At 71.0% G+C, this 13,744-nt stretch carries 16 protein-coding genes; 12 read left to right on the forward strand and 4 right to left on the reverse strand.

Going from position 1 to position 13,744, the window contains the following annotated elements; genetic code table 11:
* Complete coding sequence (locus tag AB0N68_RS02720; protein WP_280564987.1) at positions 1 to 864, reverse strand: EamA family transporter; 864 nt, start codon at positions 862 to 864, stop codon at positions 1 to 3.
* 238 nt (positions 865 to 1,102) lie between these two features.
* Between AB0N68_RS02720 and AB0N68_RS02725 the strand changes: the two genes are divergently transcribed.
* The 8 genes from AB0N68_RS02725 (at position 1,103) to AB0N68_RS02760 (ending at position 10,064) form a co-directional block, all read left to right on the forward strand.
* Entirely contained in the window at positions 1,103 to 2,386 is a 1,284-nt protein-coding gene (locus tag AB0N68_RS02725) for a M18 family aminopeptidase (protein WP_187662340.1), read from the forward strand.
* A 67-nt stretch (positions 2,387 to 2,453) separates the two neighbouring features.
* Entirely contained in the window at positions 2,454 to 3,893 is a 1,440-nt protein-coding gene (locus AB0N68_RS02730) for a purine-cytosine permease family protein (RefSeq protein ID WP_280564990.1), read from the forward strand.
* An 83-nt stretch (positions 3,894 to 3,976) separates the two neighbouring features.
* Positions 3,977 to 4,504: a cysteine hydrolase family protein gene (locus AB0N68_RS02735; RefSeq protein ID WP_280565068.1), complete on the forward strand. Its 528-nt coding sequence runs from the start codon at positions 3,977 to 3,979 to the stop codon at positions 4,502 to 4,504.
* Positions 4,505 to 4,698: 194 nt separating this feature from the next.
* A complete protein-coding gene (locus AB0N68_RS02740) occupies positions 4,699 to 5,751 on the forward strand; it encodes an alpha/beta hydrolase (protein WP_280564992.1) in 1,053 nt (350 codons plus the stop codon).
* Between the two features lie 295 nt (positions 5,752 to 6,046).
* Positions 6,047 to 6,898 carry a tryptophan 2,3-dioxygenase gene (locus AB0N68_RS02745; protein WP_187662345.1) on the forward strand — a complete coding sequence of 284 codons (852 nt, stop codon included), beginning with the start codon at positions 6,047 to 6,049 and terminating at the stop codon, positions 6,896 to 6,898.
* Positions 6,898 to 7,917 (forward strand): amidohydrolase family protein, encoded by a 1,020-nt coding sequence (locus AB0N68_RS02750; protein ID WP_280564995.1) that lies wholly within the window; start codon positions 6,898 to 6,900, stop codon positions 7,915 to 7,917. The genes AB0N68_RS02745 and AB0N68_RS02750 overlap by 1 nt, the downstream gene beginning before the upstream one ends.
* A 1-nt stretch (position 7,918) precedes the next feature.
* Positions 7,919 to 9,253: a kynureninase gene (locus AB0N68_RS02755; RefSeq protein WP_280564997.1), complete on the forward strand. Its 1,335-nt coding sequence runs from the start codon at positions 7,919 to 7,921 to the stop codon at positions 9,251 to 9,253.
* Complete coding sequence (locus AB0N68_RS02760) at positions 9,243 to 10,064, forward strand: PaaX family transcriptional regulator (RefSeq protein ID WP_292797321.1); 822 nt, start codon at positions 9,243 to 9,245, stop codon at positions 10,062 to 10,064. Before AB0N68_RS02755 ends, AB0N68_RS02760 begins: the two co-directional genes overlap by 11 nt.
* On the opposite strand, the gene AB0N68_RS02765 is transcribed toward AB0N68_RS02760, so the two are convergent.
* Positions 10,061 to 10,555 carry an FBP domain-containing protein gene (locus tag AB0N68_RS02765; protein WP_187662349.1) on the reverse strand — a complete coding sequence of 165 codons (495 nt, stop codon included), beginning with the start codon at positions 10,553 to 10,555 and terminating at the stop codon, positions 10,061 to 10,063. The two genes, AB0N68_RS02760 and AB0N68_RS02765, sit on opposite strands and share 4 nt — an antisense overlap.
* A gap of 291 nt (positions 10,556 to 10,846) precedes the next feature.
* Here AB0N68_RS02765 and AB0N68_RS02770 point away from each other — a divergent pair, with 291 nt between their 5' ends.
* Complete coding sequence (locus tag AB0N68_RS02770; RefSeq protein WP_280565001.1) at positions 10,847 to 11,194, forward strand: hypothetical protein; 348 nt, start codon at positions 10,847 to 10,849, stop codon at positions 11,192 to 11,194.
* 21 nt (positions 11,195 to 11,215) lie between these two features.
* Here the strand turns inward: AB0N68_RS02770 and AB0N68_RS02775 are convergent, their stop codons facing one another.
* On the reverse strand, positions 11,216 to 11,617 hold the full coding sequence (locus AB0N68_RS02775) for a four-helix bundle copper-binding protein (protein WP_025102514.1): 402 nt from the start codon (positions 11,615 to 11,617) through the stop codon (positions 11,216 to 11,218).
* 191 nt (positions 11,618 to 11,808) lie between these two features.
* Between AB0N68_RS02775 and AB0N68_RS02780 the strand changes: the two genes are divergently transcribed.
* Positions 11,809 to 12,015, forward strand: a complete 207-nt coding sequence (locus AB0N68_RS02780) for a CsbD family protein (protein ID WP_101848342.1) — start codon at positions 11,809 to 11,811, stop codon at positions 12,013 to 12,015.
* A 69-nt stretch (positions 12,016 to 12,084) separates the two neighbouring features.
* On the opposite strand, the gene AB0N68_RS02785 is transcribed toward AB0N68_RS02780, so the two are convergent.
* The gene (locus AB0N68_RS02785; protein WP_164498167.1) at positions 12,085 to 12,249 is read right to left on the reverse strand and encodes a hypothetical protein; all 165 of its coding nucleotides are present in this window, start codon (positions 12,247 to 12,249) and stop codon (positions 12,085 to 12,087) included.
* Between the two features lie 121 nt (positions 12,250 to 12,370).
* Between AB0N68_RS02785 and AB0N68_RS02790 the strand changes: the two genes are divergently transcribed.
* Together AB0N68_RS02790 and AB0N68_RS02795 are read left to right on the forward strand one after the other, a co-directional pair.
* Positions 12,371 to 12,637, forward strand: coding sequence for a DUF7218 family protein (locus tag AB0N68_RS02790; RefSeq protein WP_187662351.1), 267 nt, complete (start codon positions 12,371 to 12,373; stop codon positions 12,635 to 12,637).
* Between the two features lie 5 nt (positions 12,638 to 12,642).
* Positions 12,643 to 13,719, forward strand: a complete 1,077-nt coding sequence (locus AB0N68_RS02795) for a carboxylate-amine ligase (protein WP_187662352.1) — start codon at positions 12,643 to 12,645, stop codon at positions 13,717 to 13,719.
* The last annotated feature ends 25 nt before the right edge of the window (positions 13,720 to 13,744 follow it).

Here is a 13,744-nt window from a genome sequence, read left to right on the forward strand (position 1 = left end):
TCAGAGCGCGAGCAGCACGATCCCGACGAGGACGATCAGCGAGGCGCCGATCCGCCATCCCGGCCGGGACTCGCGCAGGACGAAGGCGCCGAACAGGCTCACGAGCACGACGCTGACCTCCCGCAGCGGTGCGACGAGGGCCACGGGAGCGATCTGGATGGCGGTCAGCACGAGGATGTAGGACAGCGGCGACAGGATGCCGAAGGCCAGGATGCGGCGCCACTGCGTGCGCCCCAGCGCCACGACCGCACCCCATCGTCCACGAACCGCCACGGAGTAGAACGGCACCTGCAGCAGCGTGGTGCCGACCATGAACGCCACGGGTGACAGCTCCCACTCGCGCACCGCGTGGGCGTCCCAGATCGTGTAGACCGCGATCGCCACGCCGGTGAGGGCGCCGAACAGCAGACCGGGGTCGATGCGGCGCCCGCTCCCTGCCGGCCGGCGGTCGACGAACCCGATCGCGACGACCCCGACGATCACCGCGGCGACGCCGACGAGCGCCAGGGCCGAGGGGCGTTCCCCGAGCAGGAGCACGGCGACGATGACCGAGAGGAAAGGCCCGGTGCCCCGCGCCGTCGCGTAGACCGTCGACAGACTGCCCTCCCGGTAGCCGCGCTGCAGCACGGCCATGTAGGCGACGTGCAGGACCGCGGAGACGGAGACCCCGAGTGCGAACGAGGAGAGGCCGGCCGCACCGAGTCCGCCCGTGAACGGCACGGCCCCGATCCAGACGACCGTGCTGGCGACGGCACCCCACCACAGGAACGGCGAGCCGGCGCGGCTGATGCCGTGCGCGATGACGTTCCAGGACGCGTGGGCGATCGCGGCGGCGAGGACGAGGACGAGAGCGACGGCGGACACGGCAGACCCTTCCCTCCGCCGCGGGCGCGACGAATCGGGTCCTCCGGGCTTTTGTCCTGTCAGATGACGACCCTCCTGCGGAGGAGGACCGTGGCGCCGCTCGGACCAGACGGGTGCAGACCCCGGAACCCTAGGCGCTATCGCCACCACCCTATCCCCGACCGGGAAGGCCGCGAGACGGGGTTCGTGACGGGGCGCGACTACGCTCGAAGGACACCCCGCGCAGGAAGGTCACGCCATGCCCGTCACCCCGGACGCCCTCGCCCACGCCGAGGACCTCGCCGACTTCGTCGCCGCCTCCCCGTCGAGCTATCACGCAGCCGCCGAGACGGCCCGCCGTCTGGAGGAGGCCGGATTCACACGGTTGCAGGAGGAGGACGCCTGGCCCGCGCAGCCCGGAGGCCGGTACCTCGTGGTCCGCGACGGCGCGACGATCGCGTGGGTGGTGCCGGAGGGGGCGACCGCCACGACGCCCGTGCAGGTGTTCGGGGCGCACACCGACTCCCCCGGCTTCAAGCTCAAGCCACAGCCGACCACCGGAGCCCGCGGCTGGCTGCAGGCCGCCGTCGAGGTGTACGGCGGTCCGCTGCTGAACTCCTGGCTCGACCGGGAGCTGCGCCTCGCCGGCCGGCTCGCCCTCGCCGACGGTCGGGTCGTCCTCGCCGACACCGGAGCCCTGCTGCGCCTCCCCCAGCTCGCCATCCACCTCGATCGGGGGGTCAACAACGGCCTCGCGCTCGACAAGCAGACCGAGACGCAGCCGGTGTGGGGTCTCGGCGACCCGACCGAGGCCGACGTGCTGGCCGAGCTCGCGGCATCCGCCGCCGTGGACCCCGCAGAGATCCGCGGCTACGACGTCGTCGTCGCCGATGCCGCGCGGGGCGCGGTGTTCGGCAAGGACGACGCGTTCTTCGCCTCCGGCCGGCTCGACGACCTCGCCTCCGTGCACGCGGGCGTGGTGGCCCTCGCGGCCCATGAACCCGAGGCGGGAGCCCCCGTCGCGATCCTCGCCGCGTTCGACCACGAAGAGCTCGGCTCCGAGTCGCGCTCCGGCGCCGCGGGCCCCTTCCTCGAGGATGTGCTGGAGCGGCTCTACGCAGGGCTCGGGGCCGACGGCTCCGCCCGCCGCCAGGCGTACGCGTCGTCGTGGTGCCTGTCCAGCGACGTCGGGCACTCCGTGCACCCGAACTACGTCGGCCGACACGACCCCGTCGTTCAGCCCGTGCTCGGCTCCGGGCCCATCCTCAAGCTCAACGCCAACCAGCGCTACGCGACCGATGCGGTCGGCGCCGCGTCCTGGCGGAACTGGTGCGATCGGGCCGGGGTGGTGACGCAGGAGTTCGTCTCGAACAACAGCGTGCCGTGCGGCTCGACCATCGGACCGATCACCGCGACACGGCTCGGCATCCGCACGGTCGACGTGGGGATCCCCATCCTCTCGATGCACTCCGCGCGCGAGCTCGCCGGGGTCTCGGACCTGCACGACCTGACGCGCGTGGCCGGGGCTTTCTTCGCCGGCTGAGCCGCGCGCCCGGCGCGGTGCCCTGATCCACGTCACGAGTGCGCTCGCGGAGTGCCAGGATGTGAGGATGACCGACATCAGGCCGGCTCTCATCGAGCGCGCAGGCATCGAGATCATCCCCGAGTCCGAGCGGACCGCCACGCCCCGCGACCTGTTCTGGCCGTGGTTCGCGGCGAACGTCTCGGTGTTCGGGATGTCCTACGGCTCGTTCGTGCTCGACTTCGGCATCTCCTTCTGGCAGGCGACTCTGGTCTCAGTCGTCGGCATCGTCGTGTCATTCCTGCTGTGCGGACTCATCGCGATCGCTGGCAAGCGGGGGTCGGCGCCGACGATGGTGCTCTCCCGGGCCGCGTTCGGCGTCCAGGGGCAGAAGGTCCCCGGGATCGTGTCCTGGCTCACGTCGATCGGCTGGGAGACCTTCCTCGCGATCATGGCGGTACTGGCGACGGCGACGGTCATCACGCAGCTCGGCGGCGACGGGGACAGCCTCTGGCTGAAGATCCTCGCGACCGTGATCGTCGCGGCACTCATCGTCGCCGCCTCGGTGCTCGGCTACCACACGATCATGCGGCTCCAGTCGGTGCTGACCTGGATCACGGGCGTCGTGACGGTGGTGTACATCATCCTGGCGGCGCCGAGCATCGACCTCGCTGCGGTGATGGCCCGTCCCGACGGCGGCATCGGCCAGGTCGTCGGCGCGCTCGTGATGGTGATGACCGGATTCGGCTTGGGGTGGATCAACATCGCCGCGGACTGGTCGCGCTACCAGAAGCGCACCGCGTCCGACGGGGCGATCGTCGCCTGGAACACGATCGGCGGCTCGGTGGCACCGGTCATCCTCGTCGTCTTCGGTCTGCTCCTCGCGGGATCGGACGCCAAGCTCATGGACGCGATCGCCGCGGACCCGATCGGCGCGCTGGCGAGCATCCTGCCGGTGTGGGTCCTCGTGCCGTTCCTGTTCACGGCCGTGCTCGCGCTCGTCTCCGGCGCGGTGCTCGGCATCTACTCCTCCGGCCTGACCCTGCTCAGCCTCGGCATCCGCATCCCGCGGCCGTCGGCGGCGGCGATCGACGGCGCGATCCTCACGGCAGGCACCATCTTCGTGGTGTTCTTCGCGACCGACTTCCTCGGCCCGTTCCAGAGCTTCCTCATCACCCTCGGCGTGCCGCTGGCCTCCTGGGCCGGCATCCTCATCGCCGACATCCTGCGCCGTCGCAAGGACTATGACGACGAGGCCCTCTTCGACAGCCGCGGACGCTACGGCGCCTGGGACTGGACGTCGATCGGCACCATGGTCGTCGCGAGCGTGATCGGCTGGGGTCTCGTCCTCAACGGCTTCGCGGACGCCGCGCCGTGGAACAACTGGCAGGGGTACCTCCTGTTCCTCGTCGGCGGGACGGACGGGGACTGGGCGTACGCGAACCTCGGGGTGTTCGTGGCGCTGGTGCTGTCGTTCCTCGTGACCTGGTTCGCCCGGGCGGGGAAGATCCGGCGGCAGGAGTCGTGAGCCCTTCGACAGGCTCAGGAACCCAGGAGCCGACAGGCTCAGGGACCCAGGAGGCGGCAGACTCAGGGACCGAGAGCTGGCTCGTGGTGGTCGATCCGCAGGTGATCTTCGCGTCGCCCGACTCCGCCTGGGGCTCGCCGTTCTTCTCCGAGGCGATGGCGAAAATCCGTCGGCTCGCGCAGGCCTTCGGCGAGCGCGTGCTCGTGACCCGGTGGCTTCCGACGGCCGACCGCTCCACCTCCTGGGGCGAGTACTTCGCGGCGTGGCCGTTCGCCGACCGGCCCGCCGACGACCCGCTCTATGCACTGGTCCCCGAGGCGGAAGGCCTGTCTCCTCATCCGACCGTCGACCTGCCCACGTTCGGCAAGTGGGGCCCGGAGCTCGAGGCGATCGTCGGGCACGGTGGCCGTATCGTGCTGGCGGGGGTGTCGACGGACTGCTGCGTCGTGTCCACCGCTCTCGCCGCCGCCGATGCCGGAGCACGGGTGACGCTCGCCGCCGACGCCTGCGCCGGCTCCACGGCCGGGAACCACGCCGCCGCCGTCCAGGTCATGAGGCTGTATCCCCCGCAGATCACCGTGACCGACACCGCCACCCTCCTCTCCCCCTGACCCGGCCCCATCCGTGCCCGTGCCCCTGCCCCGCGCCCGTGCGGGACGGAAATCGCACCTTCGCGCGCCCCATCCGGCCCGTTTTCGATCCCGGCACGAGGTGCAGTCCGGCCGCGGGATCGAAAGCGCGCCCTCGTTCGGGGATTCCGGAACGCTTTCGATCCCACGACGGCGGATACTGGCACACTGAGGCCGTGGAAGACTCCCGCAGCACCGCCGGTACCGTGGCCGCGAAGACCGGCCGGTCGCCCTGGCGTCGCACGAAGATCGCCGTGGGCGTCCTCGCCGCGGTCGCCGCCGTCGTCGCGATCATCGGGGCGCTCACGCCGTGGCCATCCGCGATGATCATCCGCTCGGTGTTCACGAAGGGCGGCGACGAGACCGCGGCGGAGATGACGAAGCACGTCCCGGACACGCCTCTCGACGAACGGAAGGACATCGCCTACGGGGATGCCGGCGCGGACACGACGATGGACGTCTTCCGCCCCGCCTCCGCCGACAGCGCGTTGCCGACTGTCGTGTGGATCCACGGAGGTGCCTGGATCTCGGGCTCGAAGGAGGACGTCGATCCCTACCTCCGCATCCTCGCCGCGGAGGGCTACACGACCATCGGCGTGAACTACACCCGCGGACCCGAGGGCGTGTACCCGCTCGCCGTCCACCAGCTCGACGAGGCCCTCGCCTACATCGACGCGCACGCGGCGGAACTCGGCGTCGACCCGCGTCGCATCGTGCTGGCGGGGGACTCCGCGGGCGCTCAGCTCGCCAGCCAGATGGCCACGCTCATCACGAATCCGGACTACGCCGAGATCCTCGGCATCCGCCCGTCGATCCGCGCCGACCAGCTCGTCGCGACCGTGCTGAACTGCGGCGTCTACGACCTCGCCGCACTGGCCGAGCTCGACGGAGTCCCGGGGTGGGGCTTCAAGTCGGCGATGTGGGCGTACTCCGGGACGAAGACCTGGGCGGAGGACTCGACCGGCGCCACGATGTCGACCGTGGACTGGGTCACCTCCGACTTCCCCGCGACGTACATCTCGGGCGGCAATGGCGACGGGCTCACCTGGCTCCAGTCGATCCCGATGGCGAAGCGGCTGCAAGAGCTCGGCGTCGATGTGACGCCGGTGTTCTGGCCCGCGCCGCACGAGCCCGCCCTCCCGCACGAGTACCAGTTCCACCTCGATCTGCCCGAGGCTCGGAAGGCCCTGGCGGACACCATCGCCTTCCTCGACGCGCACACCCGCTGACCCGGCCCCTGTCGTCCGGCGGGGCTGCCACGGTCGCACGATCCCGACACGACGGCACGACTCGTTCGGCCGGACGTCTGTTCATCCGTTCCCCGGTCGTGCAGGCGGACCTCGGCACGGGCGGAAACGGACCCGGGCACGGGTGCACGACCCGGGCACAGGTGCACGACCCGGGCACGGGTGCACGGCCGAATCCGGGAGAAACCCGTGCCACTGGCGCCGGGTCGTGCAGGCGGGGCGGGATCTGGACATAACATGTCTGTGACGATCGGCACGGAAGTGATATGTTCGCGGGATGCACACCGAGAACGAACGCGCACTCGAGTCGGGGATCGTCACGGATCTCTCCGGGCGTATGACCTACGGCTCGTACCTCGCGCTCGACCAGCTCCTCACGGCACAGCATCCGGTGAGCGACCCGCAGCACCACGACGAGATGCTGTTCATCATCCAGCACCAGACGACGGAGCTCTGGCTGAAGCAGCTGCTGCATGAGCTCAGCTCGGCGCGGGAGCTGCTCGCGGCGGACGACCTGCGCGAAGCCCTCAAGCGCATCGCCAGGGTCAAGCGGATCCAGGACGTGATGACGCAGCAGTGGTCGGTGCTCGCGACGCTGACCCCGACGGAGTACGCCCAGTTCCGCGGCGCCCTCGGCAACTCGTCCGGCTTCCAGTCGGTGCAGTACCGGGCCGTCGAGTTCGCGCTGGGCAACAAGAACGAGAAGATGCTGAGCGTCTTCCGCGACCACCCGGCGAATCTCGCGCTCCTCACGGCCGAGTGGGAGAAGCCCACGCTGTACGACGAGTTCCTCCGCTACGCCTCTCGCCGCGGCCTCCCGATCCCCCGCGAGATCCTGGACCGCGACGTGCGGGAGCCCTACCGCGAGACCCCGGACCTCGTACCTGCCATCCGTGCGATCTACCAGGACCCGCGCACCCACTGGGACCTCTACGAGGCCTGCGAGGACCTCGTCGATCTCGAGGACAACTTCCAGTTCTGGCGCTTCCGTCACCTCAAGACCGTGTCCCGCACCATCGGGATGAAGGTCGGCACCGGCGGGTCGAGCGGCGTCGGCTTCCTGCAGCGCGCCCTCGACCTGACCTTCTTCCCCGAGCTCTACACCGTCCGCACCGAGATCGGTTCCTGATGCTCACGGCGACGTTCTTCGACGGCGAGCGCTGGCGGGACGGCGTCGTCGGACTCGGCGAGGACGGGCGCCCCCGGCTCGGTGAGGAGACACCCGCGCCGGGGGGCCCGGTCCTCTCCGGCCGCATCGTCGGGGGCTTCACGGACCACCACGTGCACCTGCAGCTCGTCGACCACGCCCTCCTGGCCTCGTCCCGCCTCGGACGAGTGGTCGACCTCGGCGGCGATCCGTCCACGGTGGCGCGGATCGCCGTTCACAACTCAGGAGTTTCGACCGGCGGAGGCGCTTCCGAGGCGGTTCCGGGTGCTCCTGGGCCGGATTCTCCTGAGTTGCGAACCGTCGACTTCGCCGGCGCGTTCCTCACGCCTCCCGGTGGATACCCCTCGGACCGCGCCTGGGCGCCGGCGGGTTCGGTGCGGGAGATCGCCGACCCCGCGGCAGCGGCGACCGCGGTCGAGGAGATGGCAGCGGCCGGTGTCTCCTGCGTCAAGGTCGCGAGCAACAGCACCGCCGGCCCGGTCTTCTCCGACGCCCTCTTCCGCGCGATCGCCGACCTCGCCGCAGCCCGAGGCCTCCCGGTGATCGCCCATGCGGAGGGCTCCGGCGAAGCGCAGCGCGTCGTCCGCCTCGGAGCGACGCAGCTGGCCCACGCCCCGTTCTCCGAGCGCCTGGACGACGAGGAGATCGCGGAGCAGGCCGCCCGCATTTCCTGGATCAGCACCCTCGCCATCCACGACTCCCACGCGCGGGCCATCGCGATCGACAACGTCGCCCGCTTCCACGCCGCCGGCGGCATCGTCCGCTACGGCACCGACATGGGCAACGGCCCGACCCCCGTCGACCTGAACCCGGCTGAGGTCGCCGCCCTCCGCACCGCCGGCCTCGACGACGACGCCCTCCTCCGCGCCCTCGCGCCCGTCGACCCGCTCGATCCCCGCTCTCTCCTCCTCCTGCTGCCACCCGGATCCGCCGATCCTCTGGCCGCCCGCCCCCTCACCCCCGCCGACCTGAAGGTGTGACATGACCGACCGCTCCGCCGACACCGCCCTCCTCGATGCCGCCCGCGCCCTGGACGCGTCCGACCCCCTCGCGGCCCACCTCGACGCCTTCGTCGAGGCCCCGGGCGTCACGGCCTATCTCGACGGCAACTCGCTCGGCCGCCCGCTGCGCGACGTGCCGGAGAAGCTCGCCGCGTTCGTGCGCGAGGACTGGGGCACCCGCCTCATCCGCTCCTGGGACGAGCAGTGGATGGCGCTGCCGATGGAGCTCGGCGACCGCATCGGCGCCGTCGCCCTCGGGGCGGGTCCGGGACAGACGGTCGTCTCCGACTCCACGAGCGTCCTCATCTACAAGCTCATGCGGGGCGCCCTTCGACAGGCTCAGGGACCCACGGGCGCGGCTCAGGGACCCACGGGCGCGGCTCAGGGACCCACGGGCGCGGCTCAGGGACCCACGGGTGCGGCTCAGGGACCCACGAGGCGGACGGAGCTCGTGATCGAGGAGGGGAACTTCCCCACCGACCGGTTCCTCGCTGAAGGCGTCGCGGCGGAGATGGGGGCCACGCTGCGCTGGATCACGCCCGATCCGGTGCACGGCGTCACGATCGACGACGTCGCGGCCGTGGTCTCGGAGCGGACGGCGCTCGTCTCGCTCAGCCACGTCGACTACCGCTCTGGCGCCCTCGCCGACATGCCGGGCATCACCGCCGTCGTCCACGAGGCCGGGGCACTGATGATGTGGGACCTCTGCCACTCGGCGGGTGTCGTGCCGATGCAGCTCGACGACTGGGGCGTCGACATGGCGGTCGGCTGCACGTACAAGTACCTCAACGGCGGCCCGGGGTCGCCCGCGTTCGCCTACCTCCGCCACGACCTGCAGGGCGTGCTGCGGCAGCCGATCCAGGGCTGGTGGAGCGCCGCCGACATCTTCGCCATGGGCCCCGAGTACGTGCCTGCGGACGGCATCCGTCAGCTCCTCAGCGGCACGCCGCCGGTGACCTCGATGCTCGCGATGCAGGGCATGATCGACCTCATCGAACAGTCGGGGATCGACGGCGTGCGCGCGAAGTCGGAGTCGCTCACCGCGCTCGCGGTCCGGGCGTACGACGAGCTGCTCGCGCCCCTGGACGTCCGCCTGCTCAGCCCTCGCGACCCGGCGCGACGCGGCGGACACATCACGATCGGCCACCCCGACTTCCGGGAGGTCACCCGGAAGCTCTGGGCCGACGGCGTCATCCCCGACTTCCGCTTCCCGGACGGGATCCGGCTCGGGCTGTCGCCGCTGAGCACCTCGCACGCCGAGACGGTCGCGGGAGTGCTCGCGGTGAGGGACGCGCTGGAGTCCGGTGTCTCCTGAGCCCACGGCGCCGATCGTCCTCGACGACATCGACGCCCGCCCCGGCAGCACCGCCTCGCTCCTGCGCACCCTGATCGGCCTGTATCTGCGCCCGCTCGGCGGCTGGATCTCGGCTGCCGACCTCGTGGCGCTGGCCGGCGACCTCGGAATCCCGGCGGCTCCCGCCCGGACGGGCATCGCCCGTCTCAAGCAGAAGGGTCTGCTCCTCCCCGAGCGCCGCGACGCGATCGGCTACCGCCTCAGCCCTGCGGCGGTGCCGATGCTGGAGCGGGGCGACCGCCGGATCTTCCGGATGCGGGAGATGACCGACGACGATCCGTGGTGTCTCGTGTCGTTCTCGATCCCGGAGAGCGCACGCAGCGTGCGCCATCAGCTGCGGCGCCGACTGCACTGGATCGGCGCCGGCGTCATCTCCCCCGCCCTGTGGATCTGCCCCGGACATCTCCGGGAGGAAGCGGAGCAGATCCTCGACGAGCTGGATGCCCGGCGCTGGGCGACCCTGTTCGACGCATCGGCCCCGGCCCCGGCAGGGACCCTGGCCGAGGCCGCCGCGGCGTGGTGGGACCTGGACGGGCTGCGCGCCGAGCACGAGGCCTTCCAGACATCGCTCGCGGCCCTGCCCGACGCGCCGTTCCCGGCCTACGTGCACCTCATCGACCGGTGGCGGGTGCTGCCCTACACGGATCCCGGGTTGCCCCCGGCGATGCTGCCGGCCGACTGGCCGGGCGGACGCAGCTTCGAGACGTTCGCCCGGCTGTCGGCGGCGTGGGAGGCACCCGCCCTCGCCCACGTGCGCGCCGTGACGGCCTAGAGGGTCAGACCGGCGACCTCGCGGACGAACCCGGTCACGTGCTCCTGCAGCCGCAGGATCCGCATCTCGCGCGCGAGCTCGCGGTCGTACCCCGGATAGGCCAGCGGCGGGAGCCTGCGCACCGCGACATTGCACCCGAACTCCGCACACGCCAGCACGCCGACGGTGTCGCCCTTGCGACCGGCGGCCCCGGCGCGGCGGGCGACGTACAGCTGCACGTCGTTGCGGAGCGTCACGTCCTCGCACCAGGAGCACTGCGCGCGGGCGAGCACGCGCTGCTCGGCGCGCTGCAGCACGACGCCGACCGGCTCGTCGTCGATCCACGTGACGACATAGGAGCGACGAGGCAGCTTCGGGTCGACCCAGCCGAGGTAGTCGAGCCGGTCGAAGTCCGTCTCTGCGAAGCCGGGTGGCAGGGTGATGTCGGAGATCTCCTTGCGGGAGGCGTTGCGGAAGGAGGCGCGCAGAGCGCGCTCGTCGATGGGACGCATGGGGGAAGAGCTTTCGGTGTGATCGCCGGAACGGCGAGACGGATCGGAGGATCACCCGGACGGTGCCGGGGTACGACGCAGCACCGGGGACGGGGTTCCGCCTCCGGCCGGTCCTCAGCCTCTGCCTGCGGCGCTGAACGCGCCTGCAGCTCCGCTCCGCGCCCCGAGGGCGCTCATCGACGACAGCACCCGGCGAGCCTACACCCGTTTGTTTCGTCGCGTGTCGGGGGCGCTGCGGGATCCCGACCCGGTCGACGTACTCTGGCCGGACGCCGATCCGAAGGAGTCCCCGTGTCCACGCCGCTGCACCGCCGTCCGCCCCTCGAGGTGCGTGAGCGTGGGACGTGCATGTGCGGGAACGGCGGCCGCTGCTCGTCGTCGGCCCCCGGCCACGCCCTGCACCTGATCCAGGAGCGCCTCGCGGCGGCGACCCCGGCGCGATGGGCGGACGCGTTCGTGACCGCGGCGGATCCGGTCGCCGGAGACCTCGTCGTCCGCACGCTCGACGGCACCACGCACACGCTGTGGAACGGCTCCGGCGCCGCGCTGGAGGCCGCGATCGGCAGCCCGGTCGCCCTCCACCTCGACTACGCCGTCCTCGCCGTCGGGCGCACCCGCTTCAACGTCGCCGTCGTGTGATGATGCCCTGATCCCCTCGGGTCAGGCACTCGCCATCATCATGTCGCGGACCGCCATGCAGGCGTTCATGCAGGCCTGACACGCCTGAGCGCAGAGCCGGCAGACGTCGCTGTGATCGGCATGCTGCATGCACTCGTCCATGCACATCTGGCACATCGCGATGCAGGCGTCCAGCATCGCCATCATCGTGGCCGGAGTCATCCCCTGCATGCGGAGCATCGACCGCATCATCGTGTGACACATGTCCGCGCAGTTCATGCAGGCCGGAGCGCAGTCCATCTCCTGGGTCGCGCACACGGTGCAGGCCTGCTCGCAGGCGGCGCAGGCATCCATGCAGGCCTGCAGCACCGACATGTCCATCATCGCCATGTCCGGCATCGACTCCATGTTCTTGGACATGGCACCCATCATCATCGCGTCCATCGCACACCGCTCCCTTCGTCGAGGACGACGGGCAGGACACCCGCCTGGCGCCAGGCTAACCCCTGCGCGGACGGGAGTCGATGGTCGCGGGACGCTGACACGCCGCTGCGCGAATGTCAATCCCGTGGACGGTGCGGAGGGCTGGTGGGAGGCTCGAAGAGCAATCGATCCGTCAAGGAGAGGAGCCTCTTATGAGTGGCGCAGATGACATGAAGAACTCCGCCGAGAAGCTGGGTGGCAAGGCCAAGGAAGGCTTCGGCAAGCTGACCGACAACGAGAAGCTCGAGGCCGAAGGCCAGGCGGATCAGGTGAAGGCCGACGCGAAGCAGGCCGGCGAGAACGTCAAGGACGCCGCGGGCAAGGCCGGCGACAGCGTCAAGGACGCGTTCAACCGCTGATCCCCCACCCGCTGAACCCATGAAGAGGGGGAGGCTCGCCGATGGCGAGCCTCCCCCTCCGCACTCGGGTCAGACCTTGCGGCTGCCGGTGATCGCTCGGATCAGCCAGGCGATCACGGCGATGGCCAGGAGCACCAGACCGACCCACAGCAGGAACTGGAGCGACTGCACCAGTCCTCCGGTGATCGCGAGGATCACGGCGATGACGATGACGATGATCAGGAGGATGTTCATCGGTCTTTCCCTTCTCTGGGGGCGCGGGCGCCCGACTGCGGTGACACCACGCTAGACCCGAACCACACCCTCCCTGGAGGGGGTTGACTTCGACCCTCCCGATGCGCGAAGGAGCAGAGCAATGCCAGGACGACGCAACAATTCCCTGAAGGATCCGGAACTGTACGAGGAGCTCCGCGACGACGGCGCCTCGAAGGAGAAGGCCGCCCGCATCTCGAACGCCGCCGCACGAGACGGCCGCAGCTCGGTCGGCCGGCGCGGCGGGGAGCACGGGGACTACGAGGACTGGACCGTCCCCGAGCTGCGGAAGCGCGCGAAGGAACTGGGCCTCACGGGCTACAGCGGCAAGCGCAAGGCCGAGCTCATCTCCGAACTGCGAAACCACTGACCCGGATGACGCGCTTCGGGATCGAGGAGGAGTTCCTCCTGCTCGATGAGGATTCGCTCGTCCCCGTCGCCCTCAGCGGTGACATCCTGGAGCGCATCGGCGGCGAGGTCGCCGCCGGACGCGTGACCACCGAGTACCTGGCCTCGCAGCTCGAGGCCCTCACCGATCCGGTGCGGACCGGAGCCGAGGCCCTGCAGCAACTGACGACGCTGCGGGCTGCCATCGGCGCGGAGGCCCGCGCGCGGCGCGCGATCGCGGCGCCGACCGGCTCGCCGTTCACCACTCTCCGCTCTCCCCGGCTCTCGCCGTCGGCGCACTACGACGACGTCGCCCGGCGCCTGGCGCACCTCACCCGCGAACACGAGGTGAACGGGCTGCACGTGCACGTCGAGGTCCCGGACGAGGAGGAGCGGGTCCGTGCGCTGAATCGACTCCGCGCGTGGCTGCCCCTGCTGCTCGCCCTCAGCACGAACAGTCCGTTCGGCAACGGCATCGACACCGGCTTCGCGAGCTGGCGGAGCATGCTCATCCGCCGGCTCCCGTCGTCGTGGTGCCCGCCCCGGTTCGCCGATGTCGACGACTACCGCACGCGCGTGGACCAGCTCCTCGATCTCGGGACCATCGGGGAGGCGACCTCCCTCTCCTGGGCGGTGCGCCTGTCCGAGCGCTACCCGACGGTCGAGGCGCGCGTCGCGGACACGCAGCTCACCGCGGAGGACGCCGTTCTCTCCGCGCTGTTGACCCGCGGGATCGCCCTGTCGTCCGCGCAGCGGATCGTCGCCGACGAGACGGAGACGATCGACGCGTCGATCTGGATGGCGTCGAGAGCGGGGATGACGGCCCGCATCCTGGATCCGCTCACGGGCGAGGTCGCCCCGGCCTGGACCGTGGCCGAGCACCTGCTCGACGACATCGGCCCGGTGCTGGACGAGCAGGGCGATGCGGACACCGTGCGAGCGGGACTCGCCCGGATGCGGGCGGACGGCACCGGCGCGGCGCGGCAGCGCGCGGCGCACGGACGGGACGGCCTCCCCGCACTCCGACGGCTGCTGGCGGAAGGTACCGGGACATCGGCTGACTGACCGGCCCCTCGCGTCCGACCCCGGG

The organism is Microbacterium meiriae (genome assembly GCF_040685015.1).
Taxonomy (GTDB): domain Bacteria; phylum Actinomycetota; class Actinomycetes; order Actinomycetales; family Microbacteriaceae; genus Microbacterium; species Microbacterium meiriae.

Excerpts from the sequence above, each read along its gene's own strand:
- AB0N68_RS02725 (WP_187662340.1), top strand. The coding sequence starts at position 1,103 with ATGCCCGTCACCCCGGACGCCCTCGCCCACGCCGAGGACCTCGCCGAC.
- AB0N68_RS02730 (WP_280564990.1), top strand. The coding sequence starts at position 2,454 with ATGACCGACATCAGGCCGGCTCTCATCGAGCGCGCAGGCATCGAGATC.
- AB0N68_RS02745 (WP_187662345.1), top strand. The coding sequence starts at position 6,047 with ATGCACACCGAGAACGAACGCGCACTCGAGTCGGGGATCGTCACGGAT.
- AB0N68_RS02750 (WP_280564995.1), top strand. The coding sequence starts at position 6,898 with ATGCTCACGGCGACGTTCTTCGACGGCGAGCGCTGGCGGGACGGCGTC.
- AB0N68_RS02755 (WP_280564997.1), top strand. The coding sequence starts at position 7,919 with ATGACCGACCGCTCCGCCGACACCGCCCTCCTCGATGCCGCCCGCGCC.
- AB0N68_RS02765 (WP_187662349.1), bottom strand. The coding sequence starts at position 10,555 with ATGCGTCCCATCGACGAGCGCGCTCTGCGCGCCTCCTTCCGCAACGCC.
- AB0N68_RS02775 (WP_025102514.1), bottom strand. The coding sequence starts at position 11,617 with ATGGACGCGATGATGATGGGTGCCATGTCCAAGAACATGGAGTCGATG.
- AB0N68_RS02780 (WP_101848342.1), top strand. The coding sequence starts at position 11,809 with ATGAGTGGCGCAGATGACATGAAGAACTCCGCCGAGAAGCTGGGTGGC.
- AB0N68_RS02785 (WP_164498167.1), bottom strand. The coding sequence starts at position 12,249 with ATGAACATCCTCCTGATCATCGTCATCGTCATCGCCGTGATCCTCGCG.
- AB0N68_RS02790 (WP_187662351.1), top strand. The coding sequence starts at position 12,371 with ATGCCAGGACGACGCAACAATTCCCTGAAGGATCCGGAACTGTACGAG.
- AB0N68_RS02795 (WP_187662352.1), top strand. The coding sequence starts at position 12,643 with ATGACGCGCTTCGGGATCGAGGAGGAGTTCCTCCTGCTCGATGAGGAT.